The organism is Corynebacterium sp. ACRQJ, from assembly GCF_022346045.1.
GTDB lineage: Bacteria > Actinomycetota > Actinomycetes > Mycobacteriales > Mycobacteriaceae > Corynebacterium > Corynebacterium evansiae.
This window is the reverse complement of the sequence record NZ_JAKRMT010000018.1, coordinates 1-20,612: the sequence shown is the minus strand read 5'-3', so window position 1 is coordinate 20,612 and position 20,612 is coordinate 1. Positions and strand designations below refer to the sequence as shown.

Sequence of the window (20,612 nt, the reverse complement as noted above, 5' to 3'; positions counted from 1 at the left end):
TTTCGGGTTAAAGCTCGAGACGGCGGGACATATCGGAGGCGAAAACCCCCGTCGGGTCGATGCGCTTGCGGGTGGCCAGCCAGCCGGGCAGGCCGGGGTACATCTTGTGGAAGTTCTCGGCGGAGGTGCGGGACTCCTTGGCCAGGTACAGGCGGCCGCCGAACTCCATCACGCGACGGTCCAGGTCGTCCAGGAAGGCGCCCAGGCCCGGCTTGATCGGGAAGTCCACGCAGACGTTCCAGCCCGGCATCGGGTAGCTCAGCGGGGCCTTGTTGCCCTCGCCGAACAGCTTGAACACATTCAGCGCGGAGTAGTGGCCGGAGCGCTGGATGTCGCGGATGATCTCCTTGAACGGCTCCACGGCCTCTGTCGGCACGACGAACTGGTACTGCAGGAAGCCCTTGGAACCATAGCCGCGGTTCCACTCGCCGATCAGGTCCAGCGGCTGGTAGAACTGCGTGAGGTTCTGCACCTGGTTGCGGTACTCGCCGGACTTCAGCCACCACAGCTCGCCGATGGCCACCATGGACAGTTTGTTCATGGTGAAGCTCGGGAAGATATCCGGCACGGTCATCAGCTGCGGGGCCTTGAACTTCAGTGGATCCTTCGCCAGTTTCGGCGCGTACTCCTTCAGCTGGTCCAGGGTGGCCAGGGAGCCGCGGGAGATCGCGGCGCGGCCCAGCTTCGGCTCCGGGCTAATTGCATCGAACCAGGCGGAGGAGTAGGTGAAGTTGTGCTCCGAACCGTCGGAGTGGAAGGCGATGGTTTCGTCCAGGGAGTGCGTCATATCGCCATCGGCGATGAAGTACGCGGTCTCCGTCTTCGTCATCTCAATGGTCGCGCGCAGGATAATGCCGGTCAGACCCATGCCGCCGACGGTGGCCCAGAACAGTTCGCCGTCCGGGTCGTCTTCGGAGCCCTCCGGGGTCAGGTGTAGCACGCGCCCGTCGGCCACCAGCAGCTCCATGGAGCGGACGTGGTTGCCGAAGGAACCCGCGGAGTGGTGGTTCTTGCCGTGGATATCCGGGCCGATAGCGCCGCCGATGGTCACCTGGCGCGTACCGGGCAGCACCGGCACCCACAGGCCGTAGGGCAGGGCGGCCTTCATCAGCTGGTCCAGGGTCACTCCAGCATCCACGTCCACGATGGCGGTATCGGGGTTGATGCTGTGGATACGGTTCAGCTGCTGCATGTCGATGACGAGCCCGCCGGCGTTCATGGCCGGGTCGCCGTAGCTGCGGCCCATGCCGCGGGCGATCACGCCACGCTGCAGGTGGCTGGGCTTATCCGCGTTATCGTCGGCCACGCGCGCGACGGCGGCGGCAATCTGATCGACATCCTGTGTGGACAGAACTTCGGCGGTCGTGGGGGCGGTGCGACCCCACCCGGTGAGGGTACGAGTGCTGGTGTGCAATTCCATGTTCTCTACCCTAGCGCCCGGCTGCGACAACCCCTGGGCGCGGCGCCGCGTGGGGCTCAAGTTGCCAGCGTTTTCGCAGTTGCGGTGTGGGCGGCGTCACTAAGAAAGGGCTAGTACAGCTCCATGATCTGGCGGATTTCCTCCGGCAGCTCCTCGGGCTCGGTGATGGTGGGGCCGTCGTATTCGCGCAGGATGTCGCGCACGCGCTGGCGGCTGGTGCTGTCGAGGATGGGCAGTTCTTGGGCCATGAGGCGAGTCATGAACTCGTTGAGCGGCAGGTTCGTGCGGGTGGAGGCCTCGTAGCTGCTTTCCTTACCGACGCCACCGACTCGCACCGGTGCACTCCTGTGTTCTTGCTCGGCGGGGGAGAGCTTGGAGCGCTTGAAGAGTTTCGCGGCGGCGGGGAACCTATCAAAAACAGCCATGGGGAAGATCATAGTCGGTGGTAACCTCCAATAGCGATGAGCACAACTGCCCCTGAAAGCACTGCCACCGAGTCGGGTGTCGCCGCGAGTACCGCGGCCCCCGGCGCAGCTCCCGTCGCGCCCGAGCCCGTCCGCTACGACCCGATCATGGTCGTGGCCGCCGCCGGCCCCGCCGACGACCCGACTTTCGCCATCTGGCAGGTGGAAACCGACCCTGACGTGCAACTCGGCGACTTTTCCGGCGCCTGGCTGATCGACGGCGCAGGCATCCACGGCTTCGCCGCCAGCGCGGATTGGATCGAGGGGACCGACGACCGCGCGGCCATGCTCGCCGCCCTGCTGCGCTATCCCGTGCTGTTTGTGGGCGACGAGGCGGCGGCGAAGGTGCTGCCGAGCGATGTTGCGCTGGTTGATGTGGAGGCTACGGAGGTTGCTCTTAATGACGCCCTCACCTCCGCCAAGCAGTACTTCAGCGCCGAGTTCCCGGGGAAGAAGCAGCCGGCGTGGGGGAGCTTCCGTACGCTGGCGGAGTTCCGGGAGGCAGAGGCGGGCGTGGGTGGCCAGGTCGGCGGGGCTGGTGGCGCCGCGAGTGGTAGCGCAGGCGAGGGAGCCGATGAGGCTGGCGCGAAGGGAAGCGCTGAGGGAAGCGCGGGCGCGGGCGAAGGGGAAGCAGAGTGCGCCGGAAGCGAGGCCGAGCGCGAGGCCGTGGCGACGGCGCTGCAAGAGGCCGCCGCGCTGCGCGGCTGGATCGCGCAGTACAACGCATTCGACAAGTTGCGAGTCCGCCGACTTGGCCCTGTGATCAGCGAGTTTGTGACTGCTCAGACGCTTCCGCTGGTTCTCGCCCAGCGAGGTTAGCCGGGCGCCATTACGCTTAGGTGCATGAATCGCTCATCGCTTTTTGGAGCCGCCGGGGGCTATGAATCAGCCGGCGGTTCCACTGCTGCGCGAGCGAACGGGAACGGCGGCGCGGATGCCGCAGATGCATCAATCGCGGGCGGGAGCGTGATCTCCCTGTCGAAGATCCGCACCTCCCGGCGCGATGGTGCCGGCGGGGCGGAAGCTAACGCCGAGGGGGCGGAAGTGCAGGAAAGCCTGGGGGTTATGTCCACACCGGGGGTGGGGGCCAGCAGAAACAACGGAGCCCACACCACAGTCTTCACCGTGGTAGTGGAGCACCACTTCCCGGGCGTGGGAAGGTACTCCCGCCTGCTCAGCGTCTCCGGCGCCATGAGCGTGGCCGACTTCGCCGACGCGATCCTCACCAGCTTCGACTGGCCCGAATCCGTGAACCGAGTCCCCGAGGCGCACCCCACCCGCTACGTCGCGCGGGCGGAGCGCGGCGCCGGCGCGGCCTCTGCCGCTGACACTGGCGCCGCCGACGCGCCCGCGGCTGACACTGCTACCAGCGCCGACACCACCACCGAGCTAACCTGGAGTTTCCGCGCCCGCACTGCTGGCCGCGTGCGCGTCTACGCCAAGGGCGCAAACTCCATTGGCACTGCTCTCGGCGACATTTTCCGCCGCGGGACCATCGGCGTGCTGAAGGTAGGCCGCTACGACTTCAGCGTCAACGTCACAGACACCACCACCCGCCACGAGGAAATCGAGCTCGTCCCCACCAGCTCCCCCTTCGACGCTTCCTTCGACGCGCCGGGCGAGCCGGATGCCGAAGCAGTGCTCCTGGCCGCCGACTTCCTTGCCGATGCGGAGGAGGATGCGGCTGAGGCGGGTGGCGTCAATAAGAATCCGGAGGACGAACTCGCCGCGCACCTGCACCCTGCGGGCATTCCGGCGCGCGTGGATGTCACGGAGGTGAACGTGGCGCTGGCGGGCGAGGATACCGTCGAGCAGATCCTCGCCGAAACCGATCCTGAGCTGCGGGAACTGCTGCACGAGCGGGCGCTGTACGAGTTCATTCCGCTGCTGCAGGCGCTGGACTTGGAGCGGCCGGCGAACGTCACCGAGCACGCCGCCGAGCTGCTGGCCGACGCGCCGATCGAGAAGAGCAAGATCGGGCGCGCAGCTGCGTGGGCGCGGATCATCGCGCTGTCCACGCTGGTGGATTCGGAGGTCGACGAGGTCAGCGAGGCCTTCATGTCGGCACTCGGCTTCACGCGCGCGGATGCGAAGCTGCCGCCGACCGATACTGCTTTGGGTACTGACGCCCTCAGCGCCAGCGAGATCAAGTGGCTGTCGCGGCGGACCGGGCGCATCTTGGCGCAGGTGGGGGCGTGCAAGTGGGAGCCTCAGCCCGATGACCAGGCGGTTCCTCTGGTTCCGCAGTGCTCGCTGCTGGACCGCTTGGAGATGTACCGCTTCGTCCTGCAGCGCTAGCTTGGCTGGCGTGGCCGGGCTTGGCCTGGCTGCTGTAGTTTGCCCAGCTTGGCCGGGCTTTGCCTGGTGTCCGGCTGGTCAGAATGTCGCTAGATCGGGAATACGTCGGTCAGGGCAGGTCCACCAGGGTGCCTAGCGGAATGGAATGTCGCTAGATCGGGAATACGTCGGTCAGGGCAGGCCTATCAGGGTGCCTGACGGAATGGAATGTCGCTAGATCGGGAATACGTCGGCGCCCGCGGACCTCCGCAAAGTTCCACAACGTCCTGACCTGCGGCTTTGCTAATTTGCAAACCGCTCCCATTAACCCATTCCCGTTTTAACGACATTTCGACCCAAGGCAGTCCCCCGGAACCGCTTAGCCGGCCACGCATTCCCGTTCTAACGACATTTTGGGTACCGGTGAGGCTTCCGGAAGCCTCCAGCCAGCCCGGCTAGCGCTTGGAGATTCAGCCCGGCTAGTACTTGAAGCTTCACCCCGGCTAGCGCTTGAAGATGAGGAACTTCTGGATCAGGAAGTTCAGCACCGTCGCCGTGCCCTGCGCAATCACAAAACTGATCGCACGCACCCAGAATGCATTCAGGTCAAAGCCTTCGAGCCACGGGATCGACACCTTGTACAGCCCCCACTGCACAATAAAGGTCAGCCCGTAGGTAGCCATGGTGATGGCGAATCGGCGCCCACTCGGCTCCGCCTGGAAAGTCCACCGACGGTTAATGAAGTATGCCGTCAGAGTGCCCAGCACGAATCCCAGCGCCTTGGCCACGCCATCGCTCAAGCCAAACGCAAACGTGAACAGCGCCGTGGAGCCGAAGTCCACGACGGCGCTGAAGCCTCCGACCAGCACAAACTTCACCAGCTGCGACTGGATGATGCGCTGCGCCCGGGTGGTGTGCTCAGACTGAAAGTTATCGCCAACCCGCGCGCCCTGCCCGGCAGCGGCATCGTCGGCAGCGGCGCCGGAAACCGCCTGGGACCCGCTGGAATTGTCAGCGCCGGTCGCGGCACCGGAAGCAGCGCCGGCACCACTGGAGTGCCCGGCCCCAGCGGGATCGGTGCCTGGCTGCGGCGAGGGGGCGTCATCAAAAGAAGGCTTAGACATCCGCATCACCCGCGCCCGCACCGGCACCAGAACCAGCACCGCCAGTGCGCGGCTCAACCACGCGCACCACTCGGCTGGCCTCGCGCGGCTTCGCGCGGAACGTCCACAGCTTGTTGAACAGGAAGTTCGCCGGCACCGCCAGGATCACACCAATGAAGTTGCCCCAGTACGCGCGCGTGCGCAGCCCCGTGGAGTTATCGAAAATGTCGTGCGGCAGAGCGATCGGCGACTCGGGGTTCACCAGCGCCGTCGAGACCACCAGCGTGATCAGCAGTCCGAACACGCCCACGGCCATGAACTGCGGCAGCTGCTTCCACCAGGCGCGCTTCGGCTCGTGGCGGAACGTCCAGTAGCGGTTCAGGCAGAAGTTCCAGATGTTCGCCAGCAGGAACGCCACCACGGAAAACACGTGGTACCAGCGGAAATGGTATTGGGTGCCGAGGAGGTTCAGGAAGGCATCCTGCACGTGAATGTCCCAGCCGGCCTCCGCGAGCTTCTTCGACAGCACGAAGATCGCCTGGTTGACCACAAACCCCGACGCGCCGACGAGCCCGAACTGAATGAACTGCCGCGCGACGTTGCGGCGGCGGTGCGCGCGGGAGGCTGCTGCGCCTTCGGCGTTCTTCTTATTGACGCCAACGTCTTCAGCGGGCTTGGTGGGCTCAGCGCTCGGGGTGGTCTGGGTTTCGGACACGGTCACTTCGGCTAACTTCATCCTCGGTTAGGTGGTGTTAGGCGGCGCCGGGAGTCTGCTCGGGGGCTGCTCAAGTGCTGCTCGGGGCACCGCGATAGTCACTTAAGACTACGCCTGTGACCGGGTAAAAGGGAAAATCCTGGCCGGTGTGTGCGCTTAAAAAGTTGCTTAGAACTCGCGCCCGCCCGTGCCTCGGGGGCGCAGCCGCGCTAGCGGCCCGGCCGGCGGAACTGCTCGCGCCGACCGAGCGCATGCAGCCGCAGCCACTCGGCGAACCCCTTCGGGTCCTTCTTCTGCACCAGGAAGAACCATCCGAAGCGGGCGTACTCCTGCGGCAGCAGCTTGCGCATGCCCGGCTGGTTCATGATGTACCCGCGGTTGCGGTACGTGAAGTAGCGCTTGAATTCGTTGTCCGGGTACTGCGTGTGCATCTTTCCGCCGAGGATCGGCTTGAACTCGTCCGACCCGTCCGGGTGCAGGTAAGCGCAGGTCAGGCACGTTCCAAAGGGCAGGCCGCTGCGGACCAGGCGGCGGTGGTACTCCACTTCGTCGCCACGGATGAACAGCCGATAGTCGGGAACGCCAATTATCTCCATCGCCCGCGCACTGATCAGCGCGCCGTTGAACAGGCTGGCGATCCCCGGCAGGAACGAACCCTCCAGCTCGGATAGCGTCCGCCGCCACACCAACCCCTGGCGCAGTGGGAACGCCAGCCGTTCCGGGGCATCGATGTTGCACACCACCGGGCTGATTTCCTCCAGCCCCTCGCGCTCCGCAACCTCCTGCAGGGTGGCCAGTACGTGCGCGTCGGCAGGCCGCCCGTCGTCGTCGGCACACCAGATCGCGTCGGCGCCCAGGGAAAGCGCGGTCAGGAATCCCAGCGCAAAGCCACCAGCCCCGCCCAGGTTCGTCGCGGACCCTACGTAGTGGCCCCGCGACCCGCACACCGCTTCCACCAGCTCGCGCACCGCCGGGTCGTTGCCGTTATCCACAACCACCACGTGCGCAACCTCCGCGCCCTCCTGGTTTGCAACCTGGCGCAGCGAGGCCTCCAGCAATTCCACGCGATTATGCGTGACGATCACTGCGGCGACGGTGTCTTTCCTGCTCAGCGGCATGTTTTAGGCCTGTTCTTTCTCTGCGACTAGCTCCTGCACCTCACGGCGGCGCACCTTGCCCAGCTGATCGGCAGGCAGCTCTTGGAATGCATGGAATACCTTCGGCACCTTATACGCAGTAAGTCGTTCTTTGGCGAAGGCGCGGAAGTCGTCGGCGTCAATAACAGCGCCATTGGCCAGAACCACAGCCGCAGCGACGGTTTCGGACCCATCCTTGCGCTGCACGCCCACGACGGAAGCCTGCTCGATGGAGGGGTGCTCGCACAGGACTTCCTCGACCTCGGCGGGGTAGACGTTGAAGCCGCCGGTGATGATCATCTCCTTGATGCGGGAGACGATCTTCAGGTAGCCGTCGGATTCCATGACGGCCATGTCGCCGGTGCGGAACCAGTCCTCGTGGAAGGCCTCCGCGGTGGCGTCCGGGCGGTTCAGGTAGCCCTTGAACACCTGCGGACCGCGGACGACCAGCTCGCCGGCCTCGCCGTCGGGCATGGTCTCGGCGGGGTTATCCGGGTTGGCGATACGGATTTCGGTGGAGGGGAAAGGCACGCCAATGTAGCCCTCGCGGCCCTTGCCCATGGGGTTACCTGCGATGATGGGCGCGGTTTCGGTCAGGCCGTAGCCTTCCACGATGTTGCCGCCGGTGCAGCTTTCCCACTCGCGGACAGTCTCTGCGGGCAGTGCGCTGGCGCCGCTGAAGGAGTTGCGGATGCCGGAGAGCGGCATGTCGCGCTTCGCCGCTTCCTTCATGATGTTCTGGTAGAGCGCGGGCACGCCGGGCATCCAGGAGGGCATATTCTTCTTCATCACGCGCATGACTAGCGGCATTTCAGGCGCGGGCAGCAGTTGGATCTCGCCGCCGATCATCGGGGCGAGGGTGATGTTCATGGTCAGGCCGTAGGCGTGGAAGATCGGCAGCGCGGCCAGCATGACCTCCGGCTTCGGCCCCTTACCCAGGCCCTTCACCCAGGCTTGGCCCTGCCGCAGGTTCGCGATGAGGTTGCGGTGAGTCAGCACGGCGCCCTTCGGCTTGCCGGTGGTGCCGGAGGTGTAGAGGATCAGCGCGGGGTCGGTCGGGTCGGTCTTTTTATTATTGACGCCACCACGCAGCCACTTTTCGCCATTTCCGCCAGTGCGCATGAAGCTCTTCCAGGAGACGGCGGAGGGCGCCGGGCCGGTGAGCTTGTCCTTCATGGCCTTGATCTTCGGGATCGGCAGCTTCAGGGCGTAGCGCAGCGGGGCGGGCATTTCGTCGGGGAGGGTGACGGCGATGACTGTTTCGAGGGGGCTGTTCAGCCGGAGATCCTCGGCGACGTCGCTGACCTTGTCCCAGAAGAAGGCCACCTTGGCGCCGTGGTCGTTGAAGGGGTGGCGGAGCTCGGCGGCAGTGTACAGAGGGTTGTGCAGGGTGGGAACTGCGCCGATGTTCTGGATTGCGTAGAAGGCGATGAGGGCCTGTGGGCAGTTCGGCAGCGCGATGGCGACGTGGTCTCCGCGCTGCACGCCGAGCTTCTCCAGGGCTGCGGAGGCGATGGCGACCTGGCGGCCGTACTGCTCGTAGGTGGTGGCTTTGCCGAAGAAGGTGAAGGCGTTGCGCTCGCCGATCGTGTCCACCGCGTGCCAGAAGACTTCCGGGATGGTGAAGCCTGCAGGGTTTTCCGCCGGGTCGTCGAGGTCGATGGTGTGCTGCGTCCACGGGGTGTAGTGCTGCAGCCACGCCTTGGAGTTGAAGGCCTCGGATGCGGTTGCGCCGTTGCCGGAGTTTGTGCCGGCGGGGGTGCCTGCTGGAGTGGCTTCCTCGTTGCCGGCGGGGGTGCCTGCGCCGTTGTCGCCTGCTGGGTTGGTCAACTGTTTCACCTGGTTCTGCGTGCGTTGTTCGTAATTTTTCTACGTGTGTTCTGGGGTTTTAACTGCTGGGCGTGGCTGTGCTTACTTGCAGTGTGCGCTGTGGCGCGCCTGCACCGTGCACTGCGCCTGCACTGTGCCTTCAGTCACGCCTGCGTGTCCGAGACCGAGTCTAACGCTTTGGGCGCTCCAACTGGCGGGGTTCTTTAATTCTCTTTTTATCTCTAGTTTGTGGCTAGCTCGCGCCGGGGCAGGGCGGACGGTTCGCGAAGCTGGAGGTGAAGGCGACGGGGGCGAGGGGGCGTCAAAAAGAAAGAAAAGAAGCTACGACCAGGCGAGCGCGCCGCCGCTCCAGAGGGTGCACGGCGGGCGGGTCGGGCGTGCCGCGAGGGCGTGGAAAGGCTCGATGACCTGCTCGATTGCGCGGCCGGAGAGGTACGTTTCCGCCGTGACGCGCAGTAGCGTGATGCCGCGGGCTTGGATGTCGTTTTCGCGCTGGCGTTCCTTGAGCAGGGCGCGCTCGATGGCTGGTGCGGTGTCGCCGTACTTGTCGCGGCCGTCGTATTCGACAGCGAGGCCGACGTCGAAGAACATGTCCACGCGCCCGATGGCCCAGCCGCCCTCGTTGAGTATGTTGACCTGCTGAAACGGTGCGGGCAGGCCGTGTTCCCAGAAGCGGATTTTCAGCTGCGACTCGCGCGGGCTTTCGGAGTGGCGGGTGATGAGGCGCGCGGCCGTGCGGGCGCGTTGGGCGCCGTGGCGGAGGGGCGCGCTTGCCGGGGTGGCGGCTGGGTCGCGCAGTCCGTCCTGCCACGCGCGCCACTTGCGCCACTCATGCCACGTGATTTTCTCTGTGTGCAGCGCGGCCTCCGTAGCGATGACGGCATCGTCCAGCGAATGCCGAAGCCCCAGGTCATGGCACGTATCCAGCAGCCCGCTGGTCCAAATCTCGCCGAATTCTGTGGGGATTAGCACGGCGCGCTGGCCTTGCCCCGGCGCCGCGAGGTAGCGCTCTGACCTGCCGTTTCTTCCCATCAGGCTTCTTTTTGGTGACGCCAACTCCACCGTCTCCGGCGGCCCAAACTTCTCGAGGGGCAGGCCGTGGAGGAAGGCTGCTGATTTGCCCGCCACGACGGCCGGGATTCTGTGGGAGTAGCGCAGGTATTCCGCCACGATGAAGGCCTGCGCTTGGATTTCTGCCGCGTTCGGTTGTTGGCCGATCTCACGCCAGAGACCTGCGGGTATATAGATCCCGCGAGCGAGGCGGACGGCCTCGCCTTTCTCTACCCAGCGTTGCCACTTCCGGGCTTGGGAGGGGTCGATTCGGCGCACATCGACCAGGTGTTTCACAGGCTGGTGATGCTTGGCTGGCGTGTAGGCGCTGGGTTTTGTGGTGTTTGGCTTGGTGGCTGTTGGCTTGGTGGGTTTGGTGTTTCTGCTGGTGGTGGGTTTGCTGATGCTTGCGTTGGTGTTATCCCCCGTCATGGGAGGTATTCTTACACTTTCTGCCCGAGTAGTGTGCTTGGGATCCGGTGCACTGAGGATAAATTGTGGACGGCACCTGACTTATCCACAGGTAGAAAAATTTTTGATGCCAAGTTCCTCGCGGTGGTGTATAGGAGCTGAATTCTCGCGCGGCTTCCTGGGTGGAAGCGTCGACAGACCGCCTGCAAACGCTGACAACCAACCTGCAGATGTCGTTAGATCGGGAATGCGTTAATGGGAACGGTTTGCAAATTTACATAAGCGCAGGTCACAGCGTTGTGGATTTCTGTGGAGCTCTGCGGGCGCCGACGTATTCCCGTTCTAGCGACATTTCGACCCGGTGGCCGCCCTGCACAGCCTGATTTAGCTGGTGTTTTCCCGTTCTAGCGACATTCGGGCCCGCCAAGCGCCCCCTCGCAACCCCCTGCGCGCCGAAACTCCCAGGCCAGGCGAACGTTCCAACCGCCGCCTGCTAGTGGGCGTCAATAAAAATCCGCAACTACCGCGCCGCCAATTTCTGATTAACCAGCGTGTTCAGCGAAACGCCCTCCGATTGCGCCTCGATCGCCAGCATCCGATGTAACGACGGCGAGGTCCGCACGTTGAACTTCCCCGAGAATTGCCGCAACCCCAGCGGCTCCGGCACGGTTTCTCCAGCTTGTGTCATGTCCTCTACAACTTCGGCCACCAGGTCCAGCAACCCAGCTTCGGCCTGCGCGCGGTCGGGAGCCAGCCACGACAGGGACGGAAACTCGGTCACAGTTGCGACGAATTCTTGATCCTCGTCTGACCAGGCAGTTTGGTAGGTGTACTTGTGCACGTCCATGGTTATCGCCCGCCTTTCTTGCGTCTAGTTTCCAGCTTGTCGACGGCCCGCAGGACCTGTCGGACCTGGTAGGGCTTCGCTTTTCCGCTGGAGCTTTGGATGTTCACGCGCGGGTCGCCGCGCCAGGGTGTTTTGTATGTTCGGTGGGAGGTCTTGGTTGTTTGCCGGCTTTCAAAATAATGGTCGCAGACCTTCGTGAGCTCGGTAAACCGGATGCTCGCGGGCGCTCTGCGCATTTTCTCGAGGATCTCGGGGCCACTGTTGCCCATGCAGTGATAGTACCACAGATGGTACTATTTGTTCTTTCTTTCTGACGCCCTCAGCCTCTCCCTAGCCCCACTTGTGTCGCTGGGGTGTGGGGAGAGGTGGGTTGGCTGGTGGTCTGGGGGAGGCTGCGGCCCGCTGGGAATGCCGTTAGATCGGGAAAGGGTGGCCGGCTGAGGGGTTCCGGGGGCCGTCTTTGGGTGGAAATGTCGTTAGATCGGGAATGGGTGGCCGGCTGAGGGGTTCCGGGAGGGGTCTTTGGGTGGGAATGTCGTTAGAACGGGAATGGGTTAATGGGGCTGGTTTGCAAATAGGCAAAAGCGCAGGTCAGAGCTTTGTGGCTTTCTGTGGGGCTCTGCGGGCGCCGACGTATTCCCGTTCTAGCGACATTCTGGCCTTGCGGGAGGTTGCTTGAGCCTGATTTAACTGGTGCTTTCCCGTTTTAGCGACATTTCGGCCCGTCAAGAGCCCCGCGCAGCCTGCTCCGGCCGACGTATTCCCGTTCTAGCGACATTCGCAGTAGACAAAGGAGGGGGCAAGGCCAGCGGCCCAGCACCCCAACCAGCGCTAACCCCGGCCCAGGTCCTTCAGCACCCGGCGGACGTGCTCGCCGGCCTCCGGTCCCTCGTAGGCCTCAACCACATCATCCACGCGCCCAACCTGCCGGATCTCTCCGTGGTCGATCCACAGCGCACTGTCACACAGCTGCGCCAGGAATTCGTTGCTGTGCGAGGCGAAAACCAAGATGCCGCTCCGCTCAACCATCTCCACCAGCCGCCCGCGCGCCTTAGCCATGAACGCCGCATCCACGGCGCCAATGCCTTCGTCCAGCAGCAGAATCTCCGGGTCGATGCTGGTCACAACCCCCAAAGCCAACCGGATCCGCATACCCGTCGAGTAGGTGCGCAGCGGCATATCCAGGTATTCCCCGAGTTCGCTGAACTCCGCAATGTCGTCCATTTTCCGCCGCATTGCCTTCCGCGTCTGCCCCAGGAAAAGCCCGCGGATCATGATGTTCTCATACCCGGAGATCTCCGGATCCATGCCCACACCCAGGTCGAACACGGGTGCCACGCGCCCGCGCACAATCGCAGACCCGCGCGTCGGCTCGTAAATCCCACTGAGCAGGCGCAGCAGGGTGGACTTGCCGGCGCCGTTGTGCCCGACCAGGCCGATCCGGTCGCCGTCTTGCAAATGCAGATTGACGCCCTTAAGCGCCTCCACCATCACCGTATTCGACGAGTTCCTGCCGATCGCGCCGCCGGCAGCCCCCAGGAATGTCTGCTTCATGGAGCGGGTCTTCGCATCGAAGATGGGGAAGTCTACGCACGCGTCGTAAGTGTCAATCGAAACCATGTCATCTCACCTTGTTGTTTCAGTTGTCGCGGCTGGCGGGCCCCAAGCCCGCCTGCCGCTGAGCCAGCCGCCAGCCGCAAGCCGCAAAGCCAAGCCATAACCAAGCCCGCCAGCGCGACTAAACCCAGTAGCTCACGCGGAAGCGCCAGCGGCGCATCACCAGCAGGGCCAGCGCAAGTCCCAGTACGGTCAGCACGCCCACGATGCCCCAGTGGTAGGCGGGGACTGGCTCGCCGATCATCGGCCCGCGGACGATCTCCAGGTAGTGGTACAGCGGGTTGATCTCCGCAATCTTTGCGCGCTCGGCCACTGCCCCGCCTTGGTCGCGGAGGGTTTTGGTGGTCCAGACGATGGGCGTCATATAAAAGGCCAGTTGGACCAGCGAATCCAGCAGCGGGGCTACGTCGCGGAAGCGGGTGGCGATGATGCCGAAGAACATGGTCACCCAGATGCCGTTGGCGATCATCAGGGCCATGGCGGGCACGACCAGCAGCACTTCCCACCCGAGCGATGGGCGGAACACGGCCAGCAGCACCAGCCAGATCACGAGGTTGTGCAGCAGGAAGAGGAATTGCTTCCACACCAGTCGGTATACGTGCACGGACAGGGCGGAGGGCAGTTGCTTGATCAGCCCTTCGTTGGCGATGAACACTTCCGAGCCGTCCTTGATGCAGCCGGAGATAAAGCCCCACAGGATCAGGCCGACGGCGACGTGCGGCAGGAAGCTGGCGAGGTCTTGCTGGAACAGCAGGCTGTACAGCAGGCCGAGGGCCAGGGCCATCACGCCGGTGGCGATGGTGATCCACAGGGGTCCGAGGGTACTGCGCCGGTAGCGTTGCTTGATGTCCTGCCAGCCGAGCGCGAGCCATAGTTCGCGCTGCGCAAGCCCCTTCTTCAGGTCGGCCCACGCCGCACCGAAGGTTTGGGAGTTGCTAGCTGGGATGTCGCCGTCTGCCGCGGCGGTGATCCGCTGTAGATCCGCGGCCTCTGGCATTTTTTGTGACATGTGGTCCTGCTTCTTGTTACTGCTTCGCGATTTCGTTGCTGTTGCTTTGAGGCAGTCTATTTTACTTTGTGACGCCCACACCTCCTATTCCCGGCGAGTCCCGCTTCTGCTTTGGCGGTGGCCGCGGGCGGCAGTTTGCGATTGTGCGGGCGGCGGTTGGCGGCCGCGACCGGGCGTGGTGTTGCCTGTCAGGATTGGGCGCTAGTATCGGTTGAGGTTAGTCCCCGGCTCGCTTGCGGTGGGTCGTGCCCGGCTCCTCGCAGCGAGTCCCTGCCTAGCGCAGTGGGTTGGTTTCGCAGCCGGGTCGGGGAATGGTCATCGCCCTTTGAGGGGCGCCGCCGCGGGCCGCCAAAAGGCGGCGCGAGGTGTGGAAAGTACTGTCCGAAGCAGTCTATATATAAGGAATGTAAGGAGAAGTCCAGTGTTCGATGTGCCACGGGTCCGGGGGTTGTATGCATCGCTATCGGATGGCTGGACGTACCTAAACGCGCAGGATTTCCCGCAGGTGCCAGAGCGGGTGACTTCGGCTGTGGCGCGGAGTTTCCGGGTGGCTTCTTTGCTGGAGCCGCCGGAGTCCGCGACGGGTTCGCATTCCCGCGCGCAGCGCCTGGGTCGCCGCATTGGTGAGTCTTTCGGCGACTCCGCGCGCACTGCGATTGCGGATCTGACAGGTGCGCGGCCGGAGAATGTGGTGCTGGGCGCTTCCCGCGAGGCGCTGCTGGATGACCTGGCTCATGCTCTGTACCGGCGCCTGCGCCTGGGCCAGGAGGTCGTGCTTTCCCGCATTGACGATCCGGCAAACGTCACTCCGTGGAAGCACGCGGCGGATCTGTATGGCGCGCGGGTGCGCTGGGCGGAGCCGGATCTTTCCAGCGGTGTGCTGCCGGCCTGGCAGTTTACGAACTTGGTGGAGCCGGAGACCACCGTGGTCGCGGTTTCCGCCGCGAACCGTTACGTGGGCACGGTGACGGATGTTCGCGCTATCGCCGATTGCGTGCGGGCGAAGTCCCGGGCGCTGCTGGTGGTGGATGTGGATTCCTTCGCCCCGTACCGCGTGGTGGACGTGGAGCAGATGGGCGCGGACGTGCTGGCCCTGGATGTTGCCAGCCTCGGCGGGCCGAACGTGGGCGCGCTGGTGTTTAAGGACGATGCCACCCGCCAGACCGTGTTTAGCTCTGGCCATGGCGTGGGCGTGGGCGGCGTGTCTGAAGGCCTGCTGGGTGGTGTTGCGGAGGCCGTGGACCACCTGGCCCGCCTGGATGATTCCGCCCGCGGCACCCGACGCAACCGGTTGAAGACCGGCCTGCCGCATGCGGCGGACTACCTGAATTCCCTGGCAACGCACCTGGTGGAGGGTCTGCAGAGCCTCGGCACTGTCCATGTGATCGGCGTGGATGGCGACGGCCACGTGCTGGAGGATTTCGCCGCCGTGGATCGTATTCCGCGCGTGAGCTTCCTGGTGGATGGCGTGCCCGCGGGCGTCGTGGTGCAGCGCCTGCTGGCCAATGGTGTGGTCGCGGGTGTGGTCGCGCCGGGCCAGTCGCAGCTGTTGGAGCGCATGGGGGTCTTCGAGGAGCAGCCGGGTGCGAACTCCCGTGGCCGCCACGTTCGCAAGGGCGCGGATTCGGATACGGCCTCGGCCGCTGCAACCGGCTCGGCACAGGGCTCTGCGCTGGGTTCGGCACTGGACCAGGCCGGTGCAGTTTCCGTCGGGTTCGCCCCGCACAACACCGTGCATGATGTGGACCAGCTGGTGCGGGTGGTGGCGTCCGTAAGATAGCGTGGCCGTGTGCTTCGACTGATTACTGCGCTTACACCGATAATTTGGGGAACGACGTACATCGTCACCACGAACCTGCTGCCGCCTGGGCGGCCGCTGCTGGCGGGTGTGCTGCGTGCGCTACCTGCGGGTTTGCTGCTTCTGCTGTGGTTCCGCAGGCTACCGCGCGGGCAGTGGTGGTGGAAGTCCGCGGTGCTGGGGGTTGTGAACATCGGCGGCTTCTTTGCTCTGCTGTTCGCGGCGGCGTATCTGCTGCCGGGCGGCGTGGCAGCGATTGTGACGAACACCGCGCCGCTATGGGTGATCGCCCTGAGCCCTGCGCTGTTGGGCACGCGCATTCAGCCGTACCAGGTGATCGGCGCGCTCGTCGCCGTGGTGGGTGTGGCCTGTTTGGTATTGACGCCCGCCGCCGCCCTGAATGCCGGCGGTATCATCGCGGGCCTAGGCGCCAGTGTGTGCATGGGGCTGGGCGCGATTCTGGCGAAGAAGTGGGGTAAGCCGGACGATGTGCCGCAGCTGGCGGTGACGGGCTGGCAGCTGACTTTCGGCGGGCTGTTCCTGGTTCCGTTGCTGCTGGTGATGGAGGGGCTGCCGGACCACCTGACCGGCCAGAATGTGTTGGGTTATGCGTATCTGACGATCTTCGGCGCCCTGATTGCGTATGGCATTTGGTTCCACGGTTTGGCCAAGTTGGACGTGGTGCAGGTGGCGATCCTGGGCGTGTTGAGCCCGGTGACGGCGACGTTCCTGGGAGTGGTGTTCGTCGGCGAGCGGCTTTCGTTGGTGCAGTGGGTTGGCCTGCTGCTGGTGCTGGCGGCGCTGGTGTTGGTGCAGACGGGCGGGTGGCCGCGGCGGCGCGGGCGCGGAGCCCGCGGGAGCGGGCGGCTCACCAAGCCGCGCGCCTAGGCCTGCGGCAGTTCGAGCACGATCTTGCCGGTGACTTCCCCGGCCAGCAGGGCCTTGTGCGCGGCGGCGGCTTCGGCGATGGGCATGATCCGGTCGATGTGGTGGGTGATCTGCTCGTTTTCCAGCAGCGGCCAGACGTTGCGCAGGGTTTCGGCGACGATGCGTGCCTTGTCTTGGCTGTCGCGGTAGCGCAGGCCGGTGGCGCTGATATTGCCACGTTTGTTGAGTAGCTTGGCGATGTTCAGTTCGCCCTTCACTCCGCCTTGCATGCCGATGATCACGATGTGCCCGTCGGCGGCCAGAGCAGTGATGTTGCGGTCGAGGTACTTGGCGCCGATGATGTCCAGGATCACGTCCGCCCCGCCGTGCTCGGTGAGGATTTCGGCGAAGTCTTCTTCCTTATAGTTAATGAGGATGTCCGCGCCGTAGCGGCGGCATACGTGCAGCTTTTCTTCGGAGCCGGCGGTGACGGCCACCGTGGCGCCGAGGGCTTTGGCTAGTTGGATGCCGAAGATGCCGATTCCTCCGCCTCCGCCGTGGAACAGGATGGTATCGCCTTCGCGCAGGCGGGCGGTCATCATGATGTTGGACCAGACAGTGCAGGCGACTTCCACCACGCTGGCGGCTTCGGCGAGGCTGTATCCGGCGGGGATGGGGAGGAGTTGGCCTTCGGGCACGGTGGCGTATTCGCTGTATCCGCCCCCGGAGAGTAGGACTGCGATTTCGTCGCCGGGGTGCCAGGGGGAGCCGTCGGGGCGGGTGGCTCCGTTGGGGTCTTCGATCACGCCCGCGGCTTCGAGCCCGATGATGTCGGTGGTGCCGCGGGGCGGGGGATAGTGGCCTTGGGCTTGTAGGGTGTCTGCTCTATTGACGCCCGCGTAGTGGATGCGAACCAGGGCTTCGCCGGGTTGGGGGTCGGCGATGCTGGCGGTTTGCCAGGCCAGGGAACTGGGGTTTTCGGTATCGGTCTGGATGATTGCGTTGGTGGTGATGCTCATGGTCTCCACCCTAATGAATCATTGTGTGGCTGGGAATAGGGTGCGTAGTGGGGTGGCGTGTAAGATGTTCTGAGCGGTATTGAGCCGCGTTGGAAGTATGGCAGAGCGGCCGAATGCACTGGTCTTGAAAACCAGCGATGGGGAACCATCCGGGGGTTCAAATCCCTCTACTTCCGCAGTTTCCATTTCCCCTAGGGAGCCTTGTTGCCCCCTTTTGGGGACTTCATTGATCTCTGAAGGTCTGCTTAAGCTTTTGGGGGTGCAGCGGGGGGTATGTATTCAAAATTATACGGCAGTCTTAGATAGGCAATCACCTATCAATAACTTTCCAAGGTTGTCCAGATTGTGAATGTTGCGCCAGCTGGAGCTTGCGGTGCGGCTGCATGTGGTTGCAATTGCGCAGCAAGTGCTCGCGTCTCAAAGGAATCGTGCGGCGTCATGGTGGGGGATAAGGGAAGTATCGATCTAAAAGTCTTTATTAAATGCAATGCATCGCCTGCTCTTTTCTTAGAATGAGCATTAATTAAGAATAAAAATAGAATTGCATTACATTGTGTCTTTGTGCAGGAGTAAAGGATGGGTTCTTGCGATATATTCGGGCAGTTCATCGCGATAAGTTGCACGCCAATGTGCTTGGGTGCGCTTGCAAAAGGGGTTGTGGTCTATTCAAGTCGCCGAAAGGGTGAAGGTGGCGATGTTGGTTATCTGAGGCATTGTTGAACAATCTGTTCCCGCTGCTGCTAATTGTTGACTTCAGTGGTGATTAGTGGGTGAGGGACATGAAGGAAAACGGCTTGGTTTTCGCCTAGGGCAAGCCGTTGGGAGGGGTGAATAAGGACCTCGGAGGATGGGTGCGGTCGGCTTAATGGTTGGTGTTACGAGGAGGTGGGCTATAGGGCTTCATAATCAGAAGATGTGAAGACTAGTTCACGTTTCAGGCGATTGCAATCGCACTCTCAATCAATAGGCGATAAGGTTCGGTGAAGAGGCTTGCGCGCGAGTGCAAAATCCGTGGGTATCGGACTGTTAGCGAGCGTGGGAGTCATGACGTGTGGCCTTCCCGGTGCGGGTGGGTCGTCAAGAAACTTAAAGAAGTCTTCGGAAAGGACTTAACTCATGTCGAACTTGCGCGGACGTTCCATCCGTACTGGTTTCGGGGCTAAGGCCCTCGGCTTTAAGAACAACAGCATGAAGTCCATCGCGGCCGCTGGTGCTGTGCTGGCTCTGGCTACCACCGGCACCGTCGTTGTGCAGACGCAGACCGCACCGGCAGCGGTGGCCCAGGAAGCGCCAGCACCCACCACTGAGGGTACGACTCGCGAGACAGCTATTGAAGCTGATGCAATCGCCAACGGTTACATCAAAGGCCAAACTAGCGCCACCAATGCTGCGAACACTCTGTCCGGACGTGCTTTCGAGGTTGACCGTGGCACTCCAGCGACTTTTGCAAACGGCAACAACCCGGTACCAGACGGTACTAAGGTGTACATGCAGTGGATGGACAAGGATAAGTCCATCTCTCCGTGGTATGTGACCACTGTCAAGACGGTCCAGCCCTCGGATGGTAGCCAGGTTGGGCCGGGTGCGTATGCTTTCGACCTGCGTAAGCCGTGGATTGATGCTCACGGTAAAGAACACAAGTACACTGCTTCGTCCGGCCAGTACTACCGGTTGGTAATTCCTGACTACAATACAGATTATGGCAACACCATGAGTATGCTGCGCCAGGCAGGTGGCTTCTTCCCTGGGACGTTCGTCAACTCGGTTACTAACAACAACCTTGGACAGTTCCCGCTTATTGGAACCAACATGCAGCGCACTGCAGTGTTTATGTACGAAAAGCCGACTGCTGGGTACATGACACGGCCTGAGTCTGAGTGGATTGACGATACTGAAGGCCCCTTGCGTAATGCTTCCGTAAACACGAGCGCAAGGAATTCCATTTCGGGCAAGGTGTGGTTGGAGACTGGCGCGGGTGACTACGCAAACTCTGCTACTGGCCCGAACGACAACGGTAATGATCCCCAAGCAGAGAACTACACCGTTGTTCTCTCTTCGCTGACCTCTAAAGGCGCTCAGGAATATGAGGCGAAGGTAAACTCTTTGCCGCAAAGCAAGCGTGCCGATGCGGCTAAGAAGTTGCTGACTGACCACCCTGAGTACATCTCGGCAACGGTTCAGGCTAAGACTGACGCCGATGGACGCTACACTGCGCGCTTCCCAGAGAAGACCCTTAACGATCAGTACATCTATGGCTATGTCCTGAATCCTGAGGGCCAGCCCATCCAGGCTTACTCTTCTTACACTTCGCCTCAGTTCCGTAAGCCGAACGAGAATGTCTCGTTTACTCCGCAGACTGCACCGGCACAGAACCTTACCCAGAGGCCGATGTGGTACAACGTTAACTTCGCGCTTGTTCCTACTTCACAGGCATCGTTGGAGATTACCAACTTTAATGCCACTGATAAGCCTGCTGCCCCGGGCGATACTCTGGAGATTTCCGTTAACGGCACGCTATCACCACTGAGTAACTCCATTGTTTGGATTAACTCCAAGGGTGAAGAGGTTAAGCGTTGTGACAACGTGACCACGTTGCAGGAAGCTAACAAGTGTACCTTCAAGGTGCCTGAGGATGCTGCAAACGAAGAGGTCTACACCGCTCAGCTAGTGGTAGCGGACAACATTGTTGCTGCAGACTCCGCGATGGTCAAGATTCCGAAGCAGGCTGATGAGATCGAGCCGGGTTACGAGGATGGTTCGGGTAAGCCGGGTAGCGATGTCAAGATCGATGCTCCGACGTTCACGGATAAGGACGGTAAGGACACCCAGGCTCCTGAGGGTACGAAGTTCACTCCGGGTGAGAACGCGCCTGAGGGCGTGAAGGTTGACGAGAGCACTGGTGAGATCACCGTTCCGGTTCCGGAGGACGCTAAGCCGGGTGACAAGATCACTGTTCCGGTTGAGGTAACTTACCCGGATGGTTCTAAGGACAACGTCGACGTCACCGTCACGGTTGAGCAGCCGGATGCTCCGGAGCAGCCTGGTGACA

The 20,612-nt window shown here is 62.9% G+C and carries 17 protein-coding genes and 1 tRNA gene; 6 read left to right on the top strand and 12 right to left on the bottom strand.

Features of this window, described 5'->3' with window-relative positions; genetic code table 11:
• Positions 1-7: 7 nt before the first annotated feature.
• Together MHX52_RS08910 and MHX52_RS08905 are read right to left on the bottom strand one after the other, a co-directional pair.
• Positions 8-1,420 carry an FAD-binding oxidoreductase gene (locus MHX52_RS08910; protein ID WP_035003589.1) on the bottom strand — a complete coding sequence of 471 codons (1,413 nt, stop codon included), beginning with the start codon at positions 1,418-1,420 and terminating at the stop codon, positions 8-10.
• A 110-nt stretch (positions 1,421-1,530) separates the two neighbouring features.
• Positions 1,531-1,845: a hypothetical protein gene (locus MHX52_RS08905; protein WP_370642244.1), complete on the bottom strand. Its 315-nt coding sequence runs from the start codon at positions 1,843-1,845 to the stop codon at positions 1,531-1,533.
• A 36-nt stretch (positions 1,846-1,881) separates the two neighbouring features.
• On the opposite strand from MHX52_RS08905, the gene MHX52_RS08900 reads away from it, so the two are divergent.
• Positions 1,882-2,703 (top strand): hypothetical protein, encoded by an 822-nt coding sequence (locus tag MHX52_RS08900; RefSeq protein WP_239317789.1) that lies wholly within the window; start codon positions 1,882-1,884, stop codon positions 2,701-2,703.
• 24 nt (positions 2,704-2,727) lie between these two features.
• Positions 2,728-4,182: a hypothetical protein gene (locus MHX52_RS08895; protein ID WP_239317787.1), complete on the top strand. Its 1,455-nt coding sequence runs from the start codon at positions 2,728-2,730 to the stop codon at positions 4,180-4,182.
• A gap of 482 nt (positions 4,183-4,664) precedes the next feature.
• On the opposite strand, the gene MHX52_RS08890 is transcribed toward MHX52_RS08895, so the two are convergent.
• The 9 genes from MHX52_RS08890 to MHX52_RS08850 all read right to left on the bottom strand — a co-directional run bounded on the left by MHX52_RS08890 (position 4,665) and on the right by MHX52_RS08850 (position 13,879).
• On the bottom strand, positions 4,665-5,342 hold the full coding sequence (locus MHX52_RS08890) for a GtrA family protein (RefSeq protein ID WP_239317785.1): 678 nt from the start codon (positions 5,340-5,342) through the stop codon (positions 4,665-4,667).
• Positions 5,278-6,000 carry a GtrA family protein gene (locus tag MHX52_RS08885; RefSeq protein WP_049049002.1) on the bottom strand — a complete coding sequence of 241 codons (723 nt, stop codon included), beginning with the start codon at positions 5,998-6,000 and terminating at the stop codon, positions 5,278-5,280. The genes MHX52_RS08890 and MHX52_RS08885 overlap by 65 nt, the downstream gene beginning before the upstream one ends.
• A gap of 188 nt (positions 6,001-6,188) precedes the next feature.
• Positions 6,189-7,097 (bottom strand): glycosyltransferase, encoded by a 909-nt coding sequence (locus MHX52_RS08880; RefSeq protein WP_035003584.1) that lies wholly within the window; start codon positions 7,095-7,097, stop codon positions 6,189-6,191.
• Between the two features lie 3 nt (positions 7,098-7,100).
• Positions 7,101-8,954: a long-chain-fatty-acid--CoA ligase gene (locus MHX52_RS08875; protein WP_239317783.1), complete on the bottom strand. Its 1,854-nt coding sequence runs from the start codon at positions 8,952-8,954 to the stop codon at positions 7,101-7,103.
• A 312-nt stretch (positions 8,955-9,266) separates the two neighbouring features.
• A complete protein-coding gene (locus MHX52_RS08870) occupies positions 9,267-10,427 on the bottom strand; it encodes a hypothetical protein (RefSeq protein WP_239317781.1) in 1,161 nt (386 codons plus the stop codon).
• Between the two features lie 499 nt (positions 10,428-10,926).
• Positions 10,927-11,253: a type II toxin-antitoxin system HicB family antitoxin gene (locus MHX52_RS08865; RefSeq protein ID WP_049049004.1), complete on the bottom strand. Its 327-nt coding sequence runs from the start codon at positions 11,251-11,253 to the stop codon at positions 10,927-10,929.
• A gap of 2 nt (positions 11,254-11,255) precedes the next feature.
• Positions 11,256-11,522, bottom strand: coding sequence for a toxin HicA (locus tag MHX52_RS08860; RefSeq protein ID WP_239317779.1), 267 nt, complete (start codon positions 11,520-11,522; stop codon positions 11,256-11,258).
• A 562-nt stretch (positions 11,523-12,084) separates the two neighbouring features.
• Positions 12,085-12,873: an ABC transporter ATP-binding protein gene (locus MHX52_RS08855; RefSeq protein ID WP_239317777.1), complete on the bottom strand. Its 789-nt coding sequence runs from the start codon at positions 12,871-12,873 to the stop codon at positions 12,085-12,087.
• Positions 12,874-12,991: 118 nt separating this feature from the next.
• Positions 12,992-13,879, bottom strand: a complete 888-nt coding sequence (locus tag MHX52_RS08850; RefSeq protein ID WP_011274307.1) for an ABC transporter permease — start codon at positions 13,877-13,879, stop codon at positions 12,992-12,994.
• A gap of 421 nt (positions 13,880-14,300) precedes the next feature.
• Between MHX52_RS08850 and MHX52_RS08845 the strand changes: the two genes are divergently transcribed.
• The gene (locus tag MHX52_RS08845; RefSeq protein WP_370642243.1) at positions 14,301-15,659 is read left to right on the top strand and encodes an aminotransferase class V-fold PLP-dependent enzyme; all 1,359 of its coding nucleotides are present in this window, start codon (positions 14,301-14,303) and stop codon (positions 15,657-15,659) included.
• 9 nt (positions 15,660-15,668) lie between these two features.
• Positions 15,669-16,565 carry an EamA family transporter gene (locus tag MHX52_RS08840; RefSeq protein ID WP_239317773.1) on the top strand — a complete coding sequence of 299 codons (897 nt, stop codon included), beginning with the start codon at positions 15,669-15,671 and terminating at the stop codon, positions 16,563-16,565.
• On the opposite strand, the gene MHX52_RS08835 is transcribed toward MHX52_RS08840, so the two are convergent.
• Positions 16,562-17,563 carry an NAD(P)H-quinone oxidoreductase gene (locus MHX52_RS08835; protein WP_239317771.1) on the bottom strand — a complete coding sequence of 334 codons (1,002 nt, stop codon included), beginning with the start codon at positions 17,561-17,563 and terminating at the stop codon, positions 16,562-16,564. The genes MHX52_RS08840 and MHX52_RS08835 overlap by 4 nt on opposite strands.
• Before the next feature lie 91 nt (positions 17,564-17,654).
• Between MHX52_RS08835 and MHX52_RS08830 the strand changes: the two genes are divergently transcribed.
• Both MHX52_RS08830 and MHX52_RS10390 read left to right on the top strand, forming a co-directional pair.
• Positions 17,655-17,739: transfer RNA gene (locus MHX52_RS08830), tRNA-Ser, on the top strand.
• A gap of 940 nt (positions 17,740-18,679) precedes the next feature.
• On the top strand, positions 18,680-20,612 hold a 1,933-nt coding region (locus MHX52_RS10390), incomplete at its 3' end, for a YPDG domain-containing protein (protein WP_304504285.1).

Bases quoted from the DNA above. Each gene is read 5' to 3' on its own strand.
- MHX52_RS08910 (WP_035003589.1), bottom strand. From the start codon at position 1,420: ATGGAATTGCACACCAGCACTCGTACCCTCACCGGGTGGGGTCGCACC.
- MHX52_RS08905 (WP_370642244.1), bottom strand. From the start codon at position 1,845: ATGGCTGTTTTTGATAGGTTCCCCGCCGCCGCGAAACTCTTCAAGCGC.
- MHX52_RS08900 (WP_239317789.1), top strand. From the start codon at position 1,882: ATGAGCACAACTGCCCCTGAAAGCACTGCCACCGAGTCGGGTGTCGCC.
- MHX52_RS08895 (WP_239317787.1), top strand. From the start codon at position 2,728: ATGAATCGCTCATCGCTTTTTGGAGCCGCCGGGGGCTATGAATCAGCC.
- MHX52_RS08885 (WP_049049002.1), bottom strand. From the start codon at position 6,000: ATGAAGTTAGCCGAAGTGACCGTGTCCGAAACCCAGACCACCCCGAGC.
- MHX52_RS08880 (WP_035003584.1), bottom strand. From the start codon at position 7,097: ATGCCGCTGAGCAGGAAAGACACCGTCGCCGCAGTGATCGTCACGCAT.
- MHX52_RS08870 (WP_239317781.1), bottom strand. From the start codon at position 10,427: ATGACGGGGGATAACACCAACGCAAGCATCAGCAAACCCACCACCAGC.
- MHX52_RS08865 (WP_049049004.1), bottom strand. From the start codon at position 11,253: ATGGACGTGCACAAGTACACCTACCAAACTGCCTGGTCAGACGAGGAT.
- MHX52_RS08860 (WP_239317779.1), bottom strand. From the start codon at position 11,522: ATGGGCAACAGTGGCCCCGAGATCCTCGAGAAAATGCGCAGAGCGCCC.
- MHX52_RS08855 (WP_239317777.1), bottom strand. From the start codon at position 12,873: ATGGTTTCGATTGACACTTACGACGCGTGCGTAGACTTCCCCATCTTC.
- MHX52_RS08850 (WP_011274307.1), bottom strand. From the start codon at position 13,879: ATGTCACAAAAAATGCCAGAGGCCGCGGATCTACAGCGGATCACCGCC.
- MHX52_RS08835 (WP_239317771.1), bottom strand. From the start codon at position 17,563: ATGAGCATCACCACCAACGCAATCATCCAGACCGATACCGAAAACCCC.